Below are 20,236 nucleotides of genomic sequence, written 5' to 3' on the forward strand. Positions count from 1 at the left end.
ATGACCGACACTCCGCTCGACTTCGGACCGCAGACCAGGATCGTCGCCCGCCTCGCCGAAGGCGTGACCGACGCGCAACTGGCGAACGGGACGCCGTGCCCGCGATATGCCGTACGCCATGTTCTGGGCCACCTCCACGGACTGGCCGTCGCCTTCCGGGACGCGGGCCGCAAAGATCTGGGGGCCACCACGGACACCGATCCGCAGGGCGCCCTGCCGGACGTCGGACCCGCCTGGCGCGCCGAACTGCCCAAGGCGCTCGACGAACTCGCCGAGGCCTGGCGGGATCCGGCGGCCTGGACCGGCATGACGCGCGCCGGGGGCGTCGAGATGCCGGGCGAGGTCACCGCCGCCGTCGCCCTCGACGAACTGGTCGTCCACGGCTGGGACCTGGCCCGCGCGACCGGGCAGCCGTACACGCCCGACCCCGCCGCGCTGGAGAGCGCGTACGCCTTCCTGCTGGCCGCCGCCGAGGAGGGCGACCGGGGCGGGGGCATCTTCGGACCCGTCGTCGCCGTCCCGGCCGACGCCCCGCTGCTGGACCGGACGCTCGGCCTCAGCGGCCGCGACCCGGGCTGGAGCGGGCCGGCGTGAGAAGGCGGCCTGGGCCGCGCGGAGGGGAGCGTGGTCCGGGCCCGTCGTGATCCGGCCCGTCGTGAGAGCCCCGCGCGCCCGGTGAGGGCGGCGACGCGGGGCTTCGCGCGTTTCGCCACGCGACACCGGCGCCGTGACGGGCTTCGTGGTGAGAAGCAACCTCACCTTCCTCTGTCAGAAGCATTGACGAAACCCCGGGCCACTCCTACGGTCATCCGCGTCGTACTTCGTACGTCATATATGAGACGCGATACGCGAGATCCGATACGCGATCCGACGCGAGATCCGAGAGGCGCGCATGACCTCTGTGCCCACGCCGATCCCCTCCCGCACGCAGTACGTGCTGGAGGAGATCAAACGCCGCATCCTCACCGGCCGGTTCACCCCCGGCCAGGCCCTGGTCGAGACCGACCTCGCCGCACAGTTCGGGGTGTCCAAGACCCCGGTGCGCGAGGCGCTCAAGACCCTGGCCGGCACCGGCCTGGTGGTGATGAGCCAGTACAAGGGCGTCACGGTGCGCATGGTCGACGCGGACATGGCGCGCGAGGTCTACGACGTGCGGCTGCTGCTCGAACCCGAGGCGCTCAAGCGCGCCGTGCGCCGCGGCGCTTCCCTGGACGACGCCCGCGAGGCGCTCACCCGGGCCGCCCAGGCCACCGACACCGCCGAACGCTCTCTCGCCAACCGGGAGTTCCACCGCGCCCTGTACGTACCCTGCGGCAACCCGTTGCTCGGCCGGATGCTCGACGAGGTCCGCGACCAGGCCGCCCTGGTCTCCGCGGTCGCCTGGGCCGCCGACCCCTCCTGGGAGCGGGAGGCCGACGAGCACCGCGTGATCCTCGACCTGGCCCTCGCCGGGGACGCCGACGGCGCCGCGCGGGCCCTGCACGCGCACATCGCGTCCTTCGTCCGACGGGCCTTCCCCGAGGCGGGGTTCGACGCGGAGTTCACGTCGGGCGAGGATTCCCGGAAGGACGGTCAGGCATGACGACGACGTCTCCCACCCAGTCGAGCGAACCCCGGGCGGCCGGGCCCCGGACGGCCGGGCCCCGGACGTTCGACGCCCAGCGGGCTGCCCTGGCCGGCGTGGTGGCGATCCCGGTCACCCCCTTCGCCGAGGACGGCTCCGTCGCCCCGGACACCTACCGGATCCTGCTGCGCCGCCTCCTCGACGGAGGCATCACCACCCTCACCCCCAACGGCAACACCGGGGAGTTCTACGCCCTCACCCCGGGCGAGCGGCGGCTGGTCACCGAGCTGACCGTCGAGGTGGCCGGCGACCGGGCCGCGATCCTGGTCGGCGTGGGCCACGACGTGCCCACCGCCGTCGCCTCCGCGCGGCACGCCCGAGACCTCGGCGCGCAGATGGTGATGGTGCACCAGCCCGTCCACCCCTACGTCTCGCAGAGCGGCTGGGTCGACTACCACCGGGCCATCGCCGAGGCCGTGCCCGAGCTGGGCGTCGTTCCCTACCTCCGCAACGCGCAGCTCACCGGCGCCCGGCTCGCCGAACTCGCCGACGCCTGCCCGAACGTGATCGGCGTGAAGTACGCGGTGCCGGACGCGGCCCGGTTCGCCGCGTTCGCCCGGGACGCGGGACTGGAACGCTTCGTGTGGGTGGCGGGGCTCGCCGAGCCGTACGCCCCCTCCTACTTCTCGGCCGGCGCGACCGGTTTCACCTCGGGCCTGGTCAACGTCGCCCCGTCCGTGTCGCTGACCATGCTGGAGGCGCTGCGCTCCGGCGACTACCCGACCGCCATGAAGGTGTGGGAGCAGATCCGCCGCTTCGAGGAACTGCGCGCCGCCAACGGCTCCGCCAACAACGTCACCGTCGTCAAGGAGGCCCTCGCCTCCCTCGGCCTGTGCCGCCGCGAGGTCCGCCCGCCCAGCAGGCCGCTGCCCGAGAGTGAGCGCGCCGAGGTCGCCGCCATCGCCGCCGGATGGTCGATATGAGGTCCCCCGAGCAGCTCCGCAGCCACCAGTGGTACGGCACCGACGGCCTGCGGTCCTTCAGCCACCGCGCCCGTACCCGCCAGCTCGGCTACCTGCCCGAGGAACACCTGGGCAAGCCGGTCGTGGCGATCCTCAACACCTGGTCCGACATCAACCCCTGCCACGTCCACCTGCGCGACCGCGCGCAGGCCGTGAAAAGGGGCGTGTGGCAGGCGGGCGGCTTCCCGCTGGAGTTCCCGGTCTCCACGCTCAGCGAGACCTTCCAGAAGCCGACCCCCATGCTCTACCGCAACCTCCTGGCCATGGAGACGGAGGAGCTGCTGCGCTCGTACCCGGTCGACGGGGCCGTGCTGATGGGCGGCTGCGACAAGTCGACGCCCGCCCTGCTGATGGGTGCCGCCAGCGCCGGACTGCCCGCCGTGTTCGTCCCCGCCGGGCCCATGCTGCCCGGGCACTGGCGCGGCGAGACCCTCGGCTCCGGCACCGACATGTGGAAGTACTGGGACGACAAGCGGGCCGGTGTCATCGGCGACTGCGAGATGCAGGAACTGGAGAGCGGCCTGGCCCGCTCACCCGGCCACTGCATGACCATGGGCACCGCGTCCACGCTGACCGCCGCCGCCGAGGCCCTCGGCGTCACCGTCCCGGGCGCCTCCAGCATCCCGGCCGTCGACTCCGGGCACGACCGCATGGCCGCGAAGGCGGGCATGACGATCGTCGACCTGATCCACAAGGACCGCGGGATCGGCGACATCCTCACCGCGGACGCCTTCGAGGACGCCGTGACGACCGTCCTCGGGCTCGGCGGCTCCACCAACGCCGTCATCCATCTGATCGCCATGGCCGGCCGCGCGGGCGTCAAGCTCACCCTCGACGACTTCGACCGCGTCGCCCGCACCGTCCCGGTGCTGGCCAACGTGCGCCCCGGCGGCCGGACGTACCTGATGGAGGACTTCCACTTCGCGGGCGGGCTGCCCGGGTTCCTCTCCCGGATCCCGGACCTGCTGCACCTGGACCGGCCCACCGTCTGCCACGACACCCTGCGCGAGCAGCTCGCCGGCGCACAGGTGCACGACGACGACGTGATCCGCACCCGTGACAACCCGGTCGCCACCGAGGGCGGGGTCGCCGTGCTGCGCGGCAACCTCTGCCCGGACGGCGCCGTCATCAAGCACATCGCCGCCGAGCCGCACCTGCTCAGGCACACCGGTCCCGCCGTCGTCTTCGACGACTACAAGGAGATGCAGCGGACCATCAACGACCCGGCGCTGGACATCACCGCGGACAGCGTGCTGGTGCTGCGCAACGCCGGACCCAAGGGCGGCCCGGGGATGCCCGAGTACGGGATGCTGCCGCTCCCCGACCACCTGCTGAAGCAGGGCGTGCGGGACATGGTCCGCATCTCCGACGCCCGCATGAGCGGCACGAGTTACGGCGCCTGCGTGCTGCACGTCGCCCCCGAGTCGTACGTCGGCGGACCGCTCGCGCTGGTGCGCACCGGCGACCCGATCACCCTCGACGTCGAGAACCGCACCCTCACCCTCGACGTGGACGACGAGGAACTGCGCCGGCGCCGCGCGGAGTGGACACCGCAGCCCGCGCGCTACGAGCGGGGCTACGGCGCGCTCTACAACGACCAGATCACCCAGGCCGACACCGGCTGCGACTTCGAGTTCCTCGCCCGCCCGGGCACCGTCCAGGACCCGTACGCGGGCTGACCCGCCCCAACGGGCGGACAGGGCCCCCGCACACCCACGCAGAAAGCGCTTCCTGCCGCGCACGACAGCCACCCAGCCAGGCACCGCACAGCACGACGTACCGAGAAACGGAGAACAGTCATGGCCCAAGCCGCAGCCGTGGCGAAACCGCCCGCGCCACCGAGGCGGCGCCGTGCCTCCGCCACACCCCGCAGACTCCCCTACCTGCTGATCGCGCCGGCCGCCCTGCTGATGCTCGGGTTCATCGCGTACCCGGTGCTCAGCGTCTTCTGGTACAGCCTGCAGGAGTACAACCCCACCAAGCCCTGGCGGAACGGCTTCGCGGGCCTCGACAACTTCACCCACATCTTCACCGAGGACCCCCTCTTCCGGGACACCCTGGTGTTCAGCGCCAAGTGGGTCTTCGTCGAGGTCGGCCTGCAGCTGCTGTTCGGACTCGCCCTCGCCCTCATCGTCAACCAGACCTTCGTCGGCCGGGCCCTGGGCCGCGCGCTGGTCTTCTCCCCGTGGGCCGTCTCCGGCGTGCTGACCTCCGCGATCTGGGTGCTGCTCTACAACTCCCAGACCGGCATCACCCGTTACCTCGCGGACATGGGCGTCGGCGAGTACGGCGTCAGCTGGCTGTCGGACACCTCCACCGTGTTCCCGGCGGCGGTCGTCGCCGACCTGTGGCGCGGGGTCCCCTTCTTCGCGATCCTCATCCTCGCCGACCTCCAGTCCGTCTCCAAGGACCTGTACGAGGCCGCCGAGGTGGACGGCGCCGGCCGCATCAAACAGTTCTGGCACATCACGCTGCCGCACCTGAAGGACGCCATCATCCTCTCCACGCTGCTGCGCGCGGTGTGGGAGTTCAACAACGTCGACCTGCTCTACACGCTGACCGGCGGCGGACCCGCGGGCGTGACCACGACGCTGCCGCTGTACATCGCCAACACCTCCGTCGACGCCCATGACTTCGGCTACGCGTCGGCGCTGACCACGGTGGCGTTCGTGATCCTGCTCTTCTGCTCGACGGTCTACCTGCGGCTGAGCAAGTTCGGAGGCGAGAAGTGATCACCAAGGAGGCCACCACGGCCGCCCCCGCCCCCGCCCCGGCCGTCCCCGAACCGCCCCGGCCCGCGAAGAGGCGCCGGGCCTGGGACGAGGCACCCCGCTGGCAGATCTACCTGCCGCTCGGCATCTACCTCGTCTTCACCCTGATCCCCTTCTACTGGATCCTGCTGTTCGCGCTCCGCCCGGCCGGCTCGACCTCGCTGGTGCCCTGGCCGATGACCACCGCCCACTTCGAGAAGGTCTGGACGGACCGCGGCTTCGGCACCTTCTTCCAGAACAGCGTGCTGGTCGGCGTCGCCACCCTGCTCATGACCACCCTGGTCGCCCTGGCCGGCGGGTACGCCCTCGCCCGGTTCGACTTCAAGGTCAAGCGGGCGTTCATGCTGGCGCTGCTCTGCTCCCAGTTCGTGCCCGGCGCCCTGCTCCTGGTCCCGCTGTTCGAGATCTTCGCCGAGCTGCAGATGATCAACTCGCTCGGCAGCGTCATCATCGCCGAGACGGTGTTCCAGCTGCCGCTGTCGATGATCCTCATCAGCAACTTCATCAAGAACGTGCCGTACTCCCTGGAGGAGGCCGCCTGGGTCGACGGCTGCGGCCGGTTCCGGGCCTTCCGGGTGGTGGTGCTGCCGCTGCTGCGGCCCGGCCTGATCGCCGTCGGCTCCTTCGCCTTCGTGCACTCCTGGAACCACTTCCTGTTCGCCCTGATGTTCCTCAACAACCAGGAGAAGCAGACCATCCCGGTCGGCCTCAACACCCTGATGAGCGCGGACAGCGTCGACCTCGGCGCGCTCGCCGCGGGCGGCATCATCGCGGCCGTCCCCGTCGTGGTCGTGTTCGCCTTCATCCAGAAGTGGCTGATCACCGGGTTCAGCGCGGGGGCGGTGAAGGGATGAGCGCCCCCCGGACGGCGCCCGGTACCCCGCTGCCCGTCGTGCTCGCCGGCGCCCGTGGCCACGGCCGCTGGCACGTCGAGAACATCCGCCGACTCCAGGCGAAGGGCCTGGTACGTCTCGTGGGCATCTGTGAACCCACCCCGCTCACCGAGGACGAGTTCGGCGGCGAACTCCCCGAGCAGTCGGCCGACTTCGGGGCGCTCCTCGACTCCACCGGCGCCCACGCCGCGGTGATCTGCACCCCCATCCCCACCCACACCGGCCTCGCCCTCACCGCCGCCTCCCGGGGCGTGCACCTGCTGCTGGAGAAGCCCCCGGCACCGTCGTACGCCGAGTTCCGCAGGATGGCCGACGGGGTCGCCGCGGCCGGCGTCGCCTGCCAGATCGGCTTCCAGTCGCTCGGCTCGCACGCCCTGCCCGCGATCCGCGACCTGGTCGCCGAGGGCGCCGTCGGCCGGGTGACCGGGGTCGGCGGGGCCGGCGCCTGGGTGCGCCCCGAGGCGTACTTCCGGCGGGCGCCCTGGGCGGGCCGGCGGCGCCTCGACGGTGTCGACGTGGTCGACGGGGCGCTCACCAACCCCCTCGCCCACGCCGTCGCCACCGCCCTCGCGCTCGCCGGGAGCACCCGCGCCGAGGACGTCGCCGGCATCGAGACCGAGCTGCTGCGCGCCAACGACATCGAGTCCGACGACACCTCCTGCGTCCGCGTCACCACCGTCCAGGGCGGCTCGGTCACCGTCGCCGCCACCCTGTGCGCGGAGCGGGCCGACGAGCCGTACGTGGTGGTGCACGGCACCAGCGGCCGGATCACCTTCTGGTACAAGCAGGACCGCGTGCTGCTCCAGCGCGCGGACCACGGCCCCGAGGAACTGCGGTTCGGCCGCACCGACCTGCTGGAGAACCTCGCCGCCCACCTCCGGGACGGCATCCCGCTGCTGGTCACCCCCGACGACACGGGCGCCTTCATGCAGGTCGTGGAGGCGATCCGCAGCGCCCCCGACCCGGCCCCGCTGCCCGCCGGGGTCTGGCACCGCGTCCCCGGCGAGGACCGCCGGGTCGTCCCCGGCGTCGACGCCCTGGTCGCCGCCGCGGCGGACCGGCTGTCCCTCTACTCCGAGCTGGGCGCCCCCTGGGCCCGGCCCGCTTACCACCACCTGCCGAAAGAGGTGAGCGCCCGATGACCGGCAACGACTCCGTGGTGCTGCGCGTCGCCGGCCGGCCCGTCGGCCGGTACGTCACCCGGCCGGAACTGCCGGCCCGGCTCTCCCCGCGGCCCTATCTGCACCCCGTCACCACCCTGGCCGGCACGGCGGTCACCGAGCTGAGCCCCGCCGACCACGCACACCACCTCGGCGTCGGTGTCGCCGTTCCCGACGTCGAGGGGTCCAACTTCTGGGGCGGACGCACCTACGTCCGCGACCGCGGGTCCAACGAGCTGGACAACCACGGCACCCAGCGGCACAGCGCCTACCAGCGGCGCGAGGCCGACGGCTTCACCGAGGAGCTGCGCTGGGTGGCCGCCCCCGGTGAACTGCTGCGCGAACACCGCACCGTCACCGCCACCGCGCTCACCGCCGGGGCGTGGGCCCTGGACCTCGCCTTCGCCCTGACCAACGTCACCGGACGCCCGCTGTCCGTCGGCAGCCCCGCCACCAACGGCCGCCCCGGCGCCGCCTACGGGGGCTTCTTCTGGCGGGCCCGCAAGGAGGACACCGCGCCGGACGTCTTCACCCCCGGCTCCGAGGGGACGGACGCGGTGCACGGGCGGACCGCCGACTGGGTCGCCCTGACCGGCTCCACCTGGACCCTGGTCTTCGCCGGGGCCACCGAGGCGACCCGCCGCGACCCCTGGTTCGTACGCACCGACGAGTACCCGGGGGTCGGTTCCTCCCTCGCGTACGAGGTACGGCTGCCGCTCCCGCCGGGGGAGACGGTGGAGCGCCGGGTCGTCACCGTCGTCGCCGACGGGCGGCTCGGCCGTGAGGAGGCGGCCGCCCTGGTCGCGAAGGCGGTGAGCCCGTGAGCGCCGACCCGGCCGAGCCCGTCTACCGCAACCCGGTCCTGGACGCCGACTGGTCCGACCCCGACGTGATCCGCGTCGGCGACGACTTCCACCTCACCGCCTCCAGCTTCGGCCGCGCCCCCGGACTGCCCCTGCTGCACTCCCGCGACCTGGTCAACTGGACCCTCGTCGGCCACGCCCTGCAACGCCTGGAACCCGAGGCCCAGTTCGCGGTGCCCCGGCACGACCGCGGCGTCTGGGCACCGTCCCTGCGCCACCACGACGGCCGCTTCTGGATCTTCTGGGGCGACCCCGACCAGGGAATCTTCCAGGTCAACGCCCCCGAGATCCGCGGCCCGTGGACCCGCCCGCACCTGGTGAAGGCCGGCAAGGGCCTGATCGACCCCTGCCCCCTGTGGGACGACGAGACCGGGGAGGCGTACCTCGTGCACGCCTGGGCCAAGTCCCGCTCCGGGGTCAAGAACCGCCTCACCGGCCACCGGATGCACCCGCACGGCACCGAACTCCTCGACGAGGGCAAGGTGATCGTCGACGGCGACCGCATCCCCGGCTGGTTCACCCTCGAAGGGCCCAAGCTCTACAAGCACGACGGCTGGTTCTGGATCCTCGCCCCCGCCGGGGGAGTGGAGACCGGCTGGCAGGGCGCCTTCCGCTCCCGCGCCTTCTTCGGCCCGTACGAGGAGAAGGTGGTCCTGGAGCAGAAGGACACCGACGTCAACGGCCCCCACCAGGGCGGCTGGGTGCGCACCCCGTCCGGCGAGGACTGGTTCCTGCACTTCCAGCAGCGCGGCCCCTACGGCCGGGTCGTCCACCTCCAGCCGATGCGGTGGGACGAGGACGGCGGCTGGCCGGTGATCGGGGACGACGGCGCCCCCGTCGCCGAGCACCGCCGCCCGGACCTGCCGCCGCAGCCGCCCGCCGCGCCCGCCACCGACGACGACTTCCCCGGCGGGCGCCCCGGCCGCCAGTGGCAGTGGACCGCCAACCCCCGGGACGGCTGGGCCACCCACCACTCCGCCGACGGCCTGCGGCTCACCTGCGTACGCACCGCCGACGCCCACGACCTGCGCCTGCTGCCCAACGTCCTCACCCAGCGGCTCCCCGGCACCCCCTGCTCCGTCGAGGTGGACCTGCGGCTCGACGGCACGGAACCCGGGGCACGCGCCGGGCTCGCGGTCCTCGGGGACGCCTACAGCTGGATCGGCCTCCGGCGCGGAACCGACGGCACGGTGCACCTGGTGCACCGGTTCGCCGAGACGGCCGCGGAACAGGAACGGGACGCCGCGCCCCCGCGCCCCGCCCCCGACGGCCGGGCCCGGCTGCGCGTCGACATCGACGCCGGCGCGCGCTGCCGCTTCTCGTACGACACCGGGGACGGCACCGGGGGAGGCGGGTTCCGTCCCTCCGGGCAGGTCTTCGCCGCGACTCCCTGGCGCTGGGTCGGCGCTCTGCTCGGCCTGGTCGCCCTGGCGCCCACCGGTCAGGGACACGCCGGTACCGCCACGTTCACGCAATTCAGGATCCGCATCCAGGAGAAGAGAGCCGACCGATGAAGATCAGCATTCTCAGAACCAGCACGGGCCGCAGGCGCCGCCGCACGTCGGCGGCCGTCGCCCTCGGTGCCGTCCTCGCCCTGACCGCCACCGCCTGCGGCGACGACGGCAGCGGCGCCGGCGGCGACAAGGGCGCCGAGGGCAGCGGCACGGGGAAGATCGTCTTCTGGGACAACAACGGCGGTGTCCGCACCGACATCTGGAAGGAGATCATCGCCGACTTCGAGAAGGAGAACCCGGACATCGACGTCCAGTACGTCGGCATCGCCTCCACCGAGTACCAGTCGAAGGTCGACACGGCCATCCAGGGCGGCGGCCTGCCGGACGTGGGCGGCATCAGCGCGTCGATGCTCGCGGGCTTCGCCGCCCAGGGCGCCCTCGACCCGCTGGACGAGCGGATCGAGGGCTCCTCCCTCAACGGCAAGCTCAACAAGGACATGGTCGAGTCGCTGCGCGCGGCCGGCGGCGGGGACGACCGGCTGTACTCCGTGCCGACCTCCGCCAACAACGGCGTCCTCTACTACCGCACCGACATGTTCGAGCAGGCGGGCCTGGAGGAGCCGACCACCTGGGACCGGTTCTTCACGGCCGCGGAGAAGCTGACCGACAAGGGCAGCAACCGCTTCGGCTACACCATCCGCGGCGGCGCCGGCTCCATCGCCCAGGCCCTCGACGCGATGTACGGGCAGTCCGGGATCACCTCGTTCTGGGACTCCACCGGCAAGAAGACCACGGTCAACGACCCGAGGAACGTCAAGGCGCTGGAGAAGTACGCGGGCCTGTTCAAGAAGGTCACCCCCGCCGCCGACCTCAACAACGACTTCACCAAGATGGTCGCCCAGTGGGACTCCGGCGAGATCGGCATGCTGAACCACAATCTGGGCTCCTACCAGGACCACGTGAAGGCGCTGGGCGCGGGCAAGTTCCGGGGCATCCCGCAGCCGGCCGGTCCCGACGGCAAGCGCGTGCAGGTGTCCAACCCGGTCGACGGTATCGGCCTGTTCAAGAGCTCGAAGAACAAGGACGCGGCCTGGAAGTTCATCGAGTTCGCCACCTCCGCGCAGTCCAACTCGAAGTTCAACGAGTCGGCGGGGCAGGTGCCGGCGCACGCGGACGCCGCGAAGGACGCGTGGATCGGCAAGGCGGAGCCGACCAAGCTGGCGGCCGAGGCGCTGAGTGACGGTTCGACCACCATCGTGCAGCTGCCGTACTACCTGCCGGACTGGAACACCGTCTCCAAGGCGGACAACGAGCCGAACTTCCAGAAGGTGCTGCTCGGGGACATGAGTGCGAAGGAGTTCCTGGACGGGCTGGCCACGCAGCTGAACGAGGCTCAGGCCGAGTGGGACGAGCAGATGAGTTGATGCTGCATCCGGTTGGGGGCGGCCGGTGGGTTTCCGGCCGCCGGCCGTCCCTGGCCGGGCGCGCAGTTCCCCGCGCCCCTGAAGGGGCGCTCATGTCACTCAAGGAGAGCCGCACCATGAACGGACGTGTATGGCATGGGCATGCCAGAAGAGCCGGTGTGCTGGCCGGCTGCACCGCCCTCGTGCTGACCCTGACCGGTACCGCCGCGCAGGCCCGCACGCCCGCGCACCGCGACCCCGCCCGCCAGACCCTGCCCGCGGGCGACGGCTGGGCCTCGTACGGCACCGGCACCACCGGAGGCGCCGCCGCCGGTACCGCGCAGGTCCGCACCGTGACCGACTGGGCCCAGTTCACCGCGGCCCTCGCGGAGGGCGGGGACGCCCCGAGGATCATCAAGGTGAAGGGCACGGTCGACGCCGTCGCCGCCGGCTGCGACGCGCTCGCCGCACCCGGCTACGACTTCGACGCCTACCTGGAGGCGTACGCCCCCGAGACCTGGGGCCTGGACCGGGACCTGAGCGACGAGCCCGACGACAGCCCCGAAGGCCTGCGCCGCTCCTCCGCCGCCCGGCAGGACGTGGTGATCAAGGTGAACGTCCCCTCCAACACCACGATCATCGGCGTCGGCCGGAACGCCGCGATCAAGGGCGCCAGCCTGCAGATCAAGGGCGTGGACAACGTCATCGTCCGCAACCTCACCCTGGAGAGCCCCGTCGACTGCTTCCCGCAGTGGGACCCCACCGACGGCGACCGGGGCAACTGGAACTCCGAGTACGACACCGTCGTCGTGTACGGCTCCACCCACGTGTGGCTGGACCACAACACCTTCACCGACGGCTCGCACCCCGACAGCGCGGCCCCGGTCCACTTCGGCATGCTCTACCAGCAGCACGACGGCGAACTGGACATCGTGCGGGGCGCGAACCACGTCACCGCCTCCTGGAACGTCTTCACCGAGCACGACAAGACGATCCTCATCGGCAACAGCGACAGCGAGTCCACCGCCGTGGACGACCGCGGCAAGCTGAAAGTGACCTTCCACCACAACCTGTTCTCGGACCTCACCGAGCGGACACCGCGCGTGCGCTTCGGCCAGGTCGACGTCTACAACAACCACTTCAAGGCCGGCTCCGGCTACGGCTACAGCTTCGGTATCGGCAAGGAGTCCCAACTCGTCGCCGAGCACAACGCGTTCACCCTGCCCCGGGGCATCAGCCCGGCGAAGGTCCTCAAGCGCTGGAACGACTCGCCGCTCACCGCCCGGCACAACCTGGTCAACGGCAGGCCCGTCGACCTGATCGCCGTCCACAACGCGCGGATCCCCGAGGAGACCCTGCGCTCCGGCGCGGGCTGGACGCCCACCCTGCGCGCCGCCGTGCACCCCGCCTGGGCCGTCCCGGCCCTGGTCCACCTCGGCGCGGGCGCCGGCCGCCTCGGCTGACGTCGCCCGTCCCGCCGGGACGCTGGTGCGGTCCGCCCCCACAGCGGACCGCACCGACCCCCACCACAAGTCCCCCGAAGGAGCACCCGCATGCCTGCGCACCTGTCCCGGAGGAACATCCTGCTGGCCGGCGCCGCGGCCGGCTCCGCACTCGCGTCGGCCGCCGCTCCCGCACAGGCGGCCCGCCGCCCCCGCGCCGCGTTCGGCCGCCACGGCTCGCCCTCCGCCCGGCTCACCCGCTCCACCCTGTACGTCCACCCCGAGGGCGCCGGTGACTTCACCGGCGTCCAGGCGGCCGTCGACGCTGCCACCGGCCCCGGACGCACGCTCGTCCTCGCCCCCGGCGTCTACCGGGAGACGGTCTCCGTCCCCGCAGACCGCACGGACATGACCTGGATCGGCGCCTCCGAGGACCCTGGTGACGTGGTCGTCGTGTACGACAACGCGGCCGGCACCCCGAAACCCGACGGTTCCGGCACCTACGGGACCTCGGGCTCCGCCACCACCACCCTGCGCCCCGACGGCTTCACCGCACGCCGGATCACCTTCGCCAACGACTGGCTGCGCGCCGACCACCCCGGCATCAGCGGCACCCAGGCCGTCGCCGTCAAGGTGACCGGTGACCGCAGCGCCTTCCTGCACTGCCGGTTCCTCGGCCACCAGGACACCCTCTACGCCGACTCGGCCTCCCCGGACACCGTCGCCCGCCAGTACTTCGCCCACTGCTACGCCGAGGGGGACGTCGACTTCGTCTTCGGCCGGGCCACCGCCGTCTTCGAGCGGTGCCGGTTCCACACGCTGACCCGCCCCGACCTCACCTCCGCCCCTCACGGCTTCGTCTTCGCCCCCTCCACCGCCGGGGCCAACCCGCGCGGCTTCCTGGTGACGCACAGCCGGATCACCAGCCAGGCTCCCGACGGCCACTACAAGCTGGCCCGCCCCTGGGTGCCCAGCTCCGATCCGACGGCCCGGCCCATGCTCACCGTCCGTGAGACACGACTCGGCGCGGGCATCGACGCCGTGGCGCCCTACACGGACATGGCGAGCGGCCACCCCTGGCAGGACCAGCGGTTCGCCGAGTACCGCAACACCGGCGCCGGCGCGGTGGTCACGGTCCCCGCCAACCGGCCACAGCTCACCCCGGCCCAGGCTGCGGCGCACACCCCTCGGGCCTACCTCGGCGACCGGCGGTCCCGGGCATGACCTCCGTGCCCGGACCGCCCGGCCTGCTCGACGCGCTCAAGGACGACCTGACGTTCCCGCTCGCCTGGGGCACCTCGCCCGTCCGCGACCTCGCGCGCTGGCGCCGGGCGGCCCGGGCCACGGTCGAGGGCCTGCTCGTCGTACCGTCCGAACCCACCACGCCGTACGACCCCGTGCACATCGCGGGCCCGGAAGGCGACGGCTACGCGCGGGAGTTGGTGGAGGTCTCCCTCACCCGCCGCACCCGGGTCCGCGGCGCCCTGCTCACCCCGCACGGCCCCGGCCCCTTCCCGGCGGTCCTGCTGCTGCACGACCACGGATCCCGGTTCGACATCGGCAAGGAGAAGTGCGTACGGCCCTGGTACGACGACATCCGGCTGGCCTCCGCCGAGGAGTGGGCCGGGCGCCACTTCGACGGGCGGTTCCCCGGCGACGAACTCGCCCGCCGCGGCCACGTCGTGCTCTGTCTCGACGCGCTCGGCTGGGGCGAACGCGGTCCGCTCGTATACGAAGAGCAGCAGGCGCTCGCGAGCACCCTCTACAATCTGGGCTCCTCCCTCGCCGGACTGCACGCCCGCGAGGACCAGCGCGCCGCGGCCTTCCTCGCGGGGCTCGACCGGGTGGACGCCCGCCGGGTCGCCACCGCCGGCTGGTCCATGGGCGGCTACCGCGCCTGGCAGGCCGCCGCGCTCAGCGACCACGTGACGGCCGCGGCGAGCGTGTGCTGGATGACCGGGCTGAAGCAGATGACGGTGCCCGGCAACAACACCCTGCGCGGCCAGTCGGCCTTCCACATGCTGCACCCCGGACTCGCCCGCCACCTGGACATTCCCGATGTGGCGAGCCTCGCCGCCCCCAAGCCGATGCTGTTCTTCCACGGCGCCCGCGACCCCCACTTCCCCGCCGACGGGGTGCGTCACGCGTACGCCAGGCTGCGCACGGTCTGGCGGGCCTGGGGCGCCGAGGAGCGGCTGCGGCTGCGGGTCTGGCCCGAGCACGGCCACACCTTCGGCTCCCCGATGCAGGACGAGCTGTACGCCTGGCTGGACTCCGCGCCGCACGCGTGACGCCCCGTGCGACGGGCCGGACGGTGTCCGGCCCGCCGGTATGCCAATCCGTCACACGAAGCACACCGGAACGACGTACGGCACGGGCACAATCCAGCCAGCGTTCAGCAGATCATCATCTCCCGCTCATCGAGGAGCAGTTGCATGTCCGAGGCACAGAAGACGGCCGCACGGCAGGACGCCGGGCCGTCCACGGTGACGGGTGTCGACCGGTTCTTCCGGATCACCGAACGGGGCTCGACGTTCGGCCGGGAGATACGCGGCGGCTTCGCCACCTTCTTCACGATGGCGTACATCCTCGTGCTCAACCCCCTGATCATGGGCGGCGCGAAGGACAAGTTCGGTGAGCAGCTCGACCCGGTGCAGCTCACCACCGCCACCGCCCTGGTGGCCGCCGTGATGACGATCATCATGGGCGTCGGCGGCAACCTGCCCCTCGCCCTGGCCGCCGGGCTGGGACTCAACGCGGTCGTCGCCTATCAGATCGCCCCGCTGATGAGCTGGGACGACGCGATGGGTCTGATCGTGCTGGAGGGTCTGCTCATCTGCGTCCTCGTGGTGACCGGGCTGCGCGAGGCCGTCATGCACGCCATCCCGCAGCCGCTGAAGCAGGCGATCAGTGTCGGCATCGGACTGTTCATCGCCCTGATCGGCTTCGTCGACGCCGGGTTCGTCACCCGCATACCCGACGCCGCGAACACCACCGTGCCGGTCCAGCTGGGCGGCACCGGCACCCTCACCGGCTGGCCGATGCTGGTGTTCTGCGTCGGCGTGCTGCTCACCGTCGGACTGGTCGCCCGCAAGGTGCGCGGCGCCATCCTCATCAGCATCGTCACCATGACCGTGGTGGCGCTCGTCGTCAACGCGTTCGCCGACGTCGACACCTGGGGCCTGACCACTCCCGAGTGGCCCGACAAGGTCGTCGACGCCCCGGACTTCGGTCTCCTCGGCCAGTTCAGCCTGTTCGGCGCGTTCGGCCAGATCGGCGTGGTCACCGTCGTGCTGCTGGTGTTCACCCTGATCCTGTCCGACTTCTTCGACACCATGGGCACCGTCGTCGGCGTCAGCGCCGAGGCCGGCCTGCTGGACGAGGACGGCAAGGTGCCCGGCCTCGGCAAGGTGCTGCTCATCGACGGCGCCGCGGCCGTCGCGGGCGGCGCCGCCTCCGCCTCGTCGGCGACCTCCTACATCGAGTCGGCGGCCGGCGTCGGCGAGGGCGCCCGTACCGGCTTCGCCAACCTGGTCACCGGCTCCCTGTTCGGCCTCGCCCTGTTCCTGACCCCGCTGCTCACCATCGTCCCCCTGCAGGCGGCGGCCCCCGCGCTGGTCGCGGTCGGCTTCCTGATGATGACCCAGGTCAAGCACATCGACTGGGACCGCTACGAGATCGCCGTCCCGGCGTTCCTCACCATCGCCGTGATGCCGTTCACCTACTCCATCACCAACGGCATCGGCGCCGGCTTCCTCGCCTACGTCCTGATCAAGACGGTGCTGGGCCGCGCCAAGGAGGTCCACTGGCTGCTGTGGGGCACCGCGGCACTGTTCCTCGTCTACTTCGCCATCGACCCGATCGAACAGCTCCTGGGCGTGGGCTAGTAGGAGGCCGCCGGCCGGAACGCGGCGGCGTGGTCGGCGGCCCAGCGGCGGAACGTCCGCGCCTCACCGAGGAGGTCGGCAACGGCGGTGGTCACGTGGGCGGGCCGTCCGACCGCCGCGTTCCACGCGCCGAGCAGCATGTCCACCACCGCGCCGGGCGCGCTGCCGTCCGACAGGCGGCGGAACTCCTCCGGAGTCATCTCCTCGAAGGGGACCGGGAGTCCCAGGGCCTCCCCGACGGCCCGTACCTGCGCGGCCTGGGTCATCGACTCGGGGCCGGTGAGCACATGGTCACCTCCGGCGAGGTCAGGGTCGTACAGCGTGCGCGCCGCGACGGCCGCGACGTCCCGGTCGTCGACCGGCGCCGTCTCGGCGGCCCCGTAGGGCCACCGGACGGTCTGGCCGGCGCGGATCGCGGGTGCCCACCAGGCCAGCGCGTTCGACGCGAGCATGCCGGGCCGGAGAACTGTCGCCTCCGGCCCGGCCGCCGCGATCAGCCGTTCGACGTGCGCGTGCAGATCCGCCATGGGGTTGGGCTGCTGGAAGAAGGGGTGCGGAGTCCGGTGCGGGGAGGAGAGGAAGACGACCCGCCGTACCCGGGCCGCCAGGCGTTCGACGACCGCCGCCGCGGTGTCGGGCGGAGCCGTCCAGACGAGGAAGACGGCACCCGCGCCCGTCAGCGCCGGATCCAGGGACTCGGGCTCGGTGAGGTCGCCGGTGAAGACCTCGGCCTGCGCGGGAAGCGTCGCCGCCGCGTCCGGGCGGCGGACGAGGGCGCGGACCGGTACGCCCGCGTCGAGCAGCCGGCCGACGACCAGGCGGCCGATCCGGCCCGTCGCCCCGGTCACCAGCACGGGAGGAGTGTTCGTGGGATGCATGCCGCCATGAAAACGTTACTCGGTTAAAAAAGCAACTGAGTAAGAAATGTTACGGTGGGTGCATGCACGAGCCGACGGGACTGCGCGCCCGCAAGAAGCAGCGGACGCGCGACGCGATCGCCGACGCGGCCGTCTCGCTGTTCCTGGAACACGGCTTCGACCGCGTCTCGGTGAACGATGTCGCCGCGGCGGCCGAGATCTCCAAGCCGACCCTTTTCCGGTACTTCCCCACCAAGGAAGACCTGGTGCTGCACCGGTTCAAGGACCACCAGGGCGAGGCCGCACGGGTCGTCCGCGACCGCGCTCCCGGCGAGGAGCCGATGACGGCACTGCACCGGCACTTCCGGGCCGGACTCGACCGGCGCGACCCCGTCACCGGCCTCAACGACCACCCCGAGGTGGTCGCCTTCCACCGGCTGGTGTTCGGCACCCCGAGCCTCGCCGGACGCCTCGCGCGGTACCGGCTGGAGGACGAGGAGGCACTGGCGGACGCCCTCGGCGAAGGGATCGAGGCGCGCCTGCGGGCCGCCCAGGCGCTCGCCGTTCTCCAGGTCCTCGCCCGCGCCAACTGGCAGCGGATCGCCGGCGGCCGGACCGCGGGGGACGTCCACCCCGAGGCGGTGGCCGACGCCGATCTCGCGTTCGGCCGGCTCCGCTGACGCGGACGGGCCGTCCCCGGAAGTCGGAGGGCGGCCCGGCGCTGTGCGGCGGTCAGTCGTGGAGGGCTGCCTTCATCGTTGCCCTGGCGATCGGGGCCGCCAGGCCGTTGCCGCTGACCTCCGAGCGGGCCGCGTCGGACTGCTCGACCAGGACCGCCACGGCGACCTTCCTGCCGTTCGAGTCCGACTCGCCGTACGAGGTGAACCAGGCGTACGGCGTCTTGCTGTTGTTCTCGCCGTGCTGCGCCGTGCCGGTCTTGCCGCCCACCGTGGCGCCGGAGATCTGCGCGTTGGTGCCCGTGCCCTCCGAGACCACCGTCTCCATCGCCGACCGGAGCTGCTCGGCGGTCGACCCGCTGACGATCCGCCGGGCCGACGCGTCCTCGTCGTGGTCCTCCAGCACGTCGCCGCCGCTGTCGGTCACCCGGGACACCATGTGCGGCGACATCAGCTCACCGCCGTTGGCGAGGGCCGCGGAGACCATCGCGATCTGCAGCGGCGTCGCCGTCACGTCGAACTGGCCGATGCCGCTGAGCGCGGTCTGCGCCTTGTCCATGTCCGAGGGGTAGACGCTCGGGTAGGCCCGCACCGGCACGTCCTGCTTCTCGTCGTTGAAGCCGAACTTCTCCGCCATCGCCCGCACCTTGTCCTGCCCCAGGTCGACGGCCATCTTCCCGAAGACGTTGTTGCAGGAGTACTGCAGCCCGACCCGGATCGAGGCGTTCTCGCAGGGCGCGGACGGGTTCTCGTTGCCGAGGTCCCTGCTCGTGCCCGGCAGCGGGTAGGGATCGGGGCTGTCGGTCGGGGCGTCCACCGACGCGTACAGGCCGTCCTCCAGCGCGGCCGCCGCCACGACCAGCTTGAACGTCGAGCCCGGCGGCAGGGGCTGGCGCAGCGCGCGGTTGGTCAGCGGCTTGTCCTTGTCCGCGTTGAGCCGCGTCCAGGCCTCACCCGCGGTGTTCGCGTCGGTCAGCGCCGTCGGGTCGTACGACGGGGTGGACACCGCGGCGAGGATCCGGCCCGTCTCCGGGTCGATGGCCACCGCGGCGCCCTTCTTGTCGCCGAGCGCCTCGTACGCCGCCTTCTGCACCGCCGGGTCGATCGTCGTCACCACGTTCCCCGGGCCGGCCCGCCGGTCGGTGACGGTGTCCATCACCGTCTTCAGCCGGGTGTCGGTGCCGTTGAGCAGGTCCGCGTAGATGCCCTCCAGCTGGGTCGGGGCGTAGGCCTGCGAGGCGTAGCCCGTCACCGCCGCGTACAGCGGTCCGTTCGTGTAGGTGCGCTTGTACGCGAGGTCGCCGCCCTTCGTCCGCGCCGAGCCGGTGATCGCCTCACCGCCCACGACGATGTTCCCGAGCGGCTCCGCGTACGTCTCGATCGCGTTGCGCCGGTTGTCCTTGTCGTCCGCCAGTGCCCGGCCCTCGTAGAACTGCACCCAGGTCGCCCGCACCAGCAGGGCGAGCACCAGGAGCAGGGTGAAGACGGAGGCACGCCTGATGGTCCTGTTCATCGCGTCCGGACAGACGAGCGGGAGGGGGCGGAGCGTTCCCGTCCGCCCGAATTCTCATCGGCTGTTCATACGGCCCTCCGCCGGGCGTGAGCCCGCTCACCCCGCCGCGCGGGACCAGGCACACCCGTCGCGTTCGGGCCCGCCGCGGGTGCGGGTCGGTGAGGGCTCGGCGCGCGGTTCCCCGCGCCCCTGGGTGAGCCGTCCGACCCGGCGTCCTGGGATCACCGGTCCCGCGAGCACCCCCGCGGGGTGGGTCAGCGCTCCAGTCCGAGCACCAGCTCGTCGGTCTCCGCACCCCGCCCCGGCGCGTACGCCCTGGCCTTCCCGGTGACCTCGAAGCCGCACTTGCGCAGCACCCGCAGCGAGCCCGCGTTGTCCTCGGCCACGCGCGCGTACAGCGGACGGTCGGTCACCTCCGCCAGCAGGGCGCGCAGCGCGGCCGTGGCGATGCCCTTGCCCCAACAGGCGCGGTCGATCCAGTACGTCACCTCACGCTCGCCCGCCTCGCCGTAGACGGACGCCGTCCCCACCACGTCGCCGTCCGCGAGGACGGTGCGCGCCACGATCCCGGGCGAGCTGCGGATGTGCGCCCAGTGGGCGTCGAAGCGGTCCCGGTCGGCGGGGTCCTCCGGGGTGAAGGCGGCCATGCGCAGCGCCTCCGGGTCGTTCATCTGCCGGTAGAAGACGGGCAGGTCGCTGTCGTGCACCGGGCGCAGGGCGACGTCCACGG

Annotated in this window: 18 protein-coding genes; 15 read left to right on the plus strand and 3 right to left on the minus strand. The window is 72.3% G+C overall.

Annotated features, from left to right (window positions below; genetic code table 11):
• The 14 genes from F3L20_RS08320 to F3L20_RS08385 all read left to right on the plus strand — a co-directional run bounded on the left by F3L20_RS08320 (window position 1) and on the right by F3L20_RS08385 (window position 16,459).
• On the plus strand, window positions 1–594 hold the full coding sequence (locus tag F3L20_RS08320) for a TIGR03086 family metal-binding protein (protein WP_150153472.1): 594 nt from the start codon (window positions 1–3) through the stop codon (window positions 592–594).
• A 298-nt stretch (window positions 595–892) separates the two neighbouring features.
• Window positions 893–1,582 carry a GntR family transcriptional regulator gene (locus tag F3L20_RS08325; RefSeq protein ID WP_150153474.1) on the plus strand — a complete coding sequence of 230 codons (690 nt, stop codon included), beginning with the start codon at window positions 893–895 and terminating at the stop codon, window positions 1,580–1,582.
• Window positions 1,579–2,547, plus strand: coding sequence for a dihydrodipicolinate synthase family protein (locus F3L20_RS08330; protein WP_240810863.1), 969 nt, complete (start codon window positions 1,579–1,581; stop codon window positions 2,545–2,547). Before F3L20_RS08325 ends, F3L20_RS08330 begins: the two co-directional genes overlap by 4 nt.
• The gene (gene araD, locus F3L20_RS08335; RefSeq protein WP_150153476.1) at window positions 2,535–4,265 is read left to right on the plus strand and encodes an L-arabinonate dehydratase; all 1,731 of its coding nucleotides are present in this window, start codon (window positions 2,535–2,537) and stop codon (window positions 4,263–4,265) included. Before F3L20_RS08330 ends, araD begins: the two co-directional genes overlap by 13 nt.
• A gap of 120 nt (window positions 4,266–4,385) precedes the next feature.
• A complete protein-coding gene (locus tag F3L20_RS08340) occupies window positions 4,386–5,318 on the plus strand; it encodes a carbohydrate ABC transporter permease (RefSeq protein WP_150153478.1) in 933 nt (310 codons plus the stop codon).
• Window positions 5,315–6,211, plus strand: a complete 897-nt coding sequence (locus F3L20_RS08345) for a carbohydrate ABC transporter permease (protein WP_150153480.1) — start codon at window positions 5,315–5,317, stop codon at window positions 6,209–6,211. Before F3L20_RS08340 ends, F3L20_RS08345 begins: the two co-directional genes overlap by 4 nt.
• Entirely contained in the window at window positions 6,208–7,392 is a 1,185-nt protein-coding gene (locus F3L20_RS08350) for a Gfo/Idh/MocA family protein (protein ID WP_150153482.1), read from the plus strand. The genes F3L20_RS08345 and F3L20_RS08350 overlap by 4 nt, the downstream gene beginning before the upstream one ends.
• The gene (locus F3L20_RS08355) at window positions 7,389–8,234 is read left to right on the plus strand and encodes a PmoA family protein (RefSeq protein ID WP_150153484.1); all 846 of its coding nucleotides are present in this window, start codon (window positions 7,389–7,391) and stop codon (window positions 8,232–8,234) included. Before F3L20_RS08350 ends, F3L20_RS08355 begins: the two co-directional genes overlap by 4 nt.
• The gene (locus F3L20_RS08360; RefSeq protein ID WP_150153486.1) at window positions 8,231–9,787 is read left to right on the plus strand and encodes a glycoside hydrolase family 43 protein; all 1,557 of its coding nucleotides are present in this window, start codon (window positions 8,231–8,233) and stop codon (window positions 9,785–9,787) included. Before F3L20_RS08355 ends, F3L20_RS08360 begins: the two co-directional genes overlap by 4 nt.
• On the plus strand, window positions 9,784–11,151 hold the full coding sequence (locus F3L20_RS08365) for an ABC transporter substrate-binding protein (protein ID WP_145825124.1): 1,368 nt from the start codon (window positions 9,784–9,786) through the stop codon (window positions 11,149–11,151). Before F3L20_RS08360 ends, F3L20_RS08365 begins: the two co-directional genes overlap by 4 nt.
• Window positions 11,152–11,267: 116 nt before the next feature.
• Window positions 11,268–12,593, plus strand: coding sequence for a pectate lyase family protein (locus tag F3L20_RS08370; protein ID WP_150153488.1), 1,326 nt, complete (start codon window positions 11,268–11,270; stop codon window positions 12,591–12,593).
• Window positions 12,594–12,683: 90 nt separating this feature from the next.
• Window positions 12,684–13,796: a pectinesterase family protein gene (locus tag F3L20_RS08375; protein WP_150153490.1), complete on the plus strand. Its 1,113-nt coding sequence runs from the start codon at window positions 12,684–12,686 to the stop codon at window positions 13,794–13,796.
• Window positions 13,793–14,863: a dienelactone hydrolase family protein gene (locus tag F3L20_RS08380; protein ID WP_150153492.1), complete on the plus strand. Its 1,071-nt coding sequence runs from the start codon at window positions 13,793–13,795 to the stop codon at window positions 14,861–14,863. The genes F3L20_RS08375 and F3L20_RS08380 overlap by 4 nt, the downstream gene beginning before the upstream one ends.
• 144 nt (window positions 14,864–15,007) lie before the next feature.
• Window positions 15,008–16,459: an NCS2 family permease gene (locus F3L20_RS08385; RefSeq protein WP_150153494.1), complete on the plus strand. Its 1,452-nt coding sequence runs from the start codon at window positions 15,008–15,010 to the stop codon at window positions 16,457–16,459.
• On the opposite strand, the gene F3L20_RS08390 is transcribed toward F3L20_RS08385, so the two are convergent.
• Window positions 16,456–17,313, minus strand: coding sequence for an SDR family oxidoreductase (locus F3L20_RS08390; protein ID WP_150157262.1), 858 nt, complete (start codon window positions 17,311–17,313; stop codon window positions 16,456–16,458). The genes F3L20_RS08385 and F3L20_RS08390 overlap by 4 nt on opposite strands.
• Before the next feature lie 86 nt (window positions 17,314–17,399).
• Here F3L20_RS08390 and F3L20_RS08395 point away from each other — a divergent pair, with 86 nt between their 5' ends.
• A complete protein-coding gene (locus F3L20_RS08395; protein ID WP_150153496.1) occupies window positions 17,400–17,996 on the plus strand; it encodes a TetR/AcrR family transcriptional regulator in 597 nt (198 codons plus the stop codon).
• Between the two features lie 52 nt (window positions 17,997–18,048).
• Here the strand turns inward: F3L20_RS08395 and F3L20_RS08400 are convergent, their stop codons facing one another.
• Both F3L20_RS08400 and F3L20_RS08405 read right to left on the minus strand, forming a co-directional pair.
• Window positions 18,049–19,506, minus strand: coding sequence for a peptidoglycan D,D-transpeptidase FtsI family protein (locus F3L20_RS08400; protein WP_150153498.1), 1,458 nt, complete (start codon window positions 19,504–19,506; stop codon window positions 18,049–18,051).
• A gap of 254 nt (window positions 19,507–19,760) precedes the next feature.
• Window positions 19,761–20,234 (minus strand): GNAT family N-acetyltransferase, encoded by a 474-nt coding sequence (locus F3L20_RS08405; protein WP_150153500.1) that lies wholly within the window; start codon window positions 20,232–20,234, stop codon window positions 19,761–19,763.
• Window positions 20,235–20,236: the final 2 nt, after the last annotated feature.

The organism is Streptomyces tendae, from assembly GCF_008632955.1.
GTDB lineage: Bacteria > Actinomycetota > Actinomycetes > Streptomycetales > Streptomycetaceae > Streptomyces.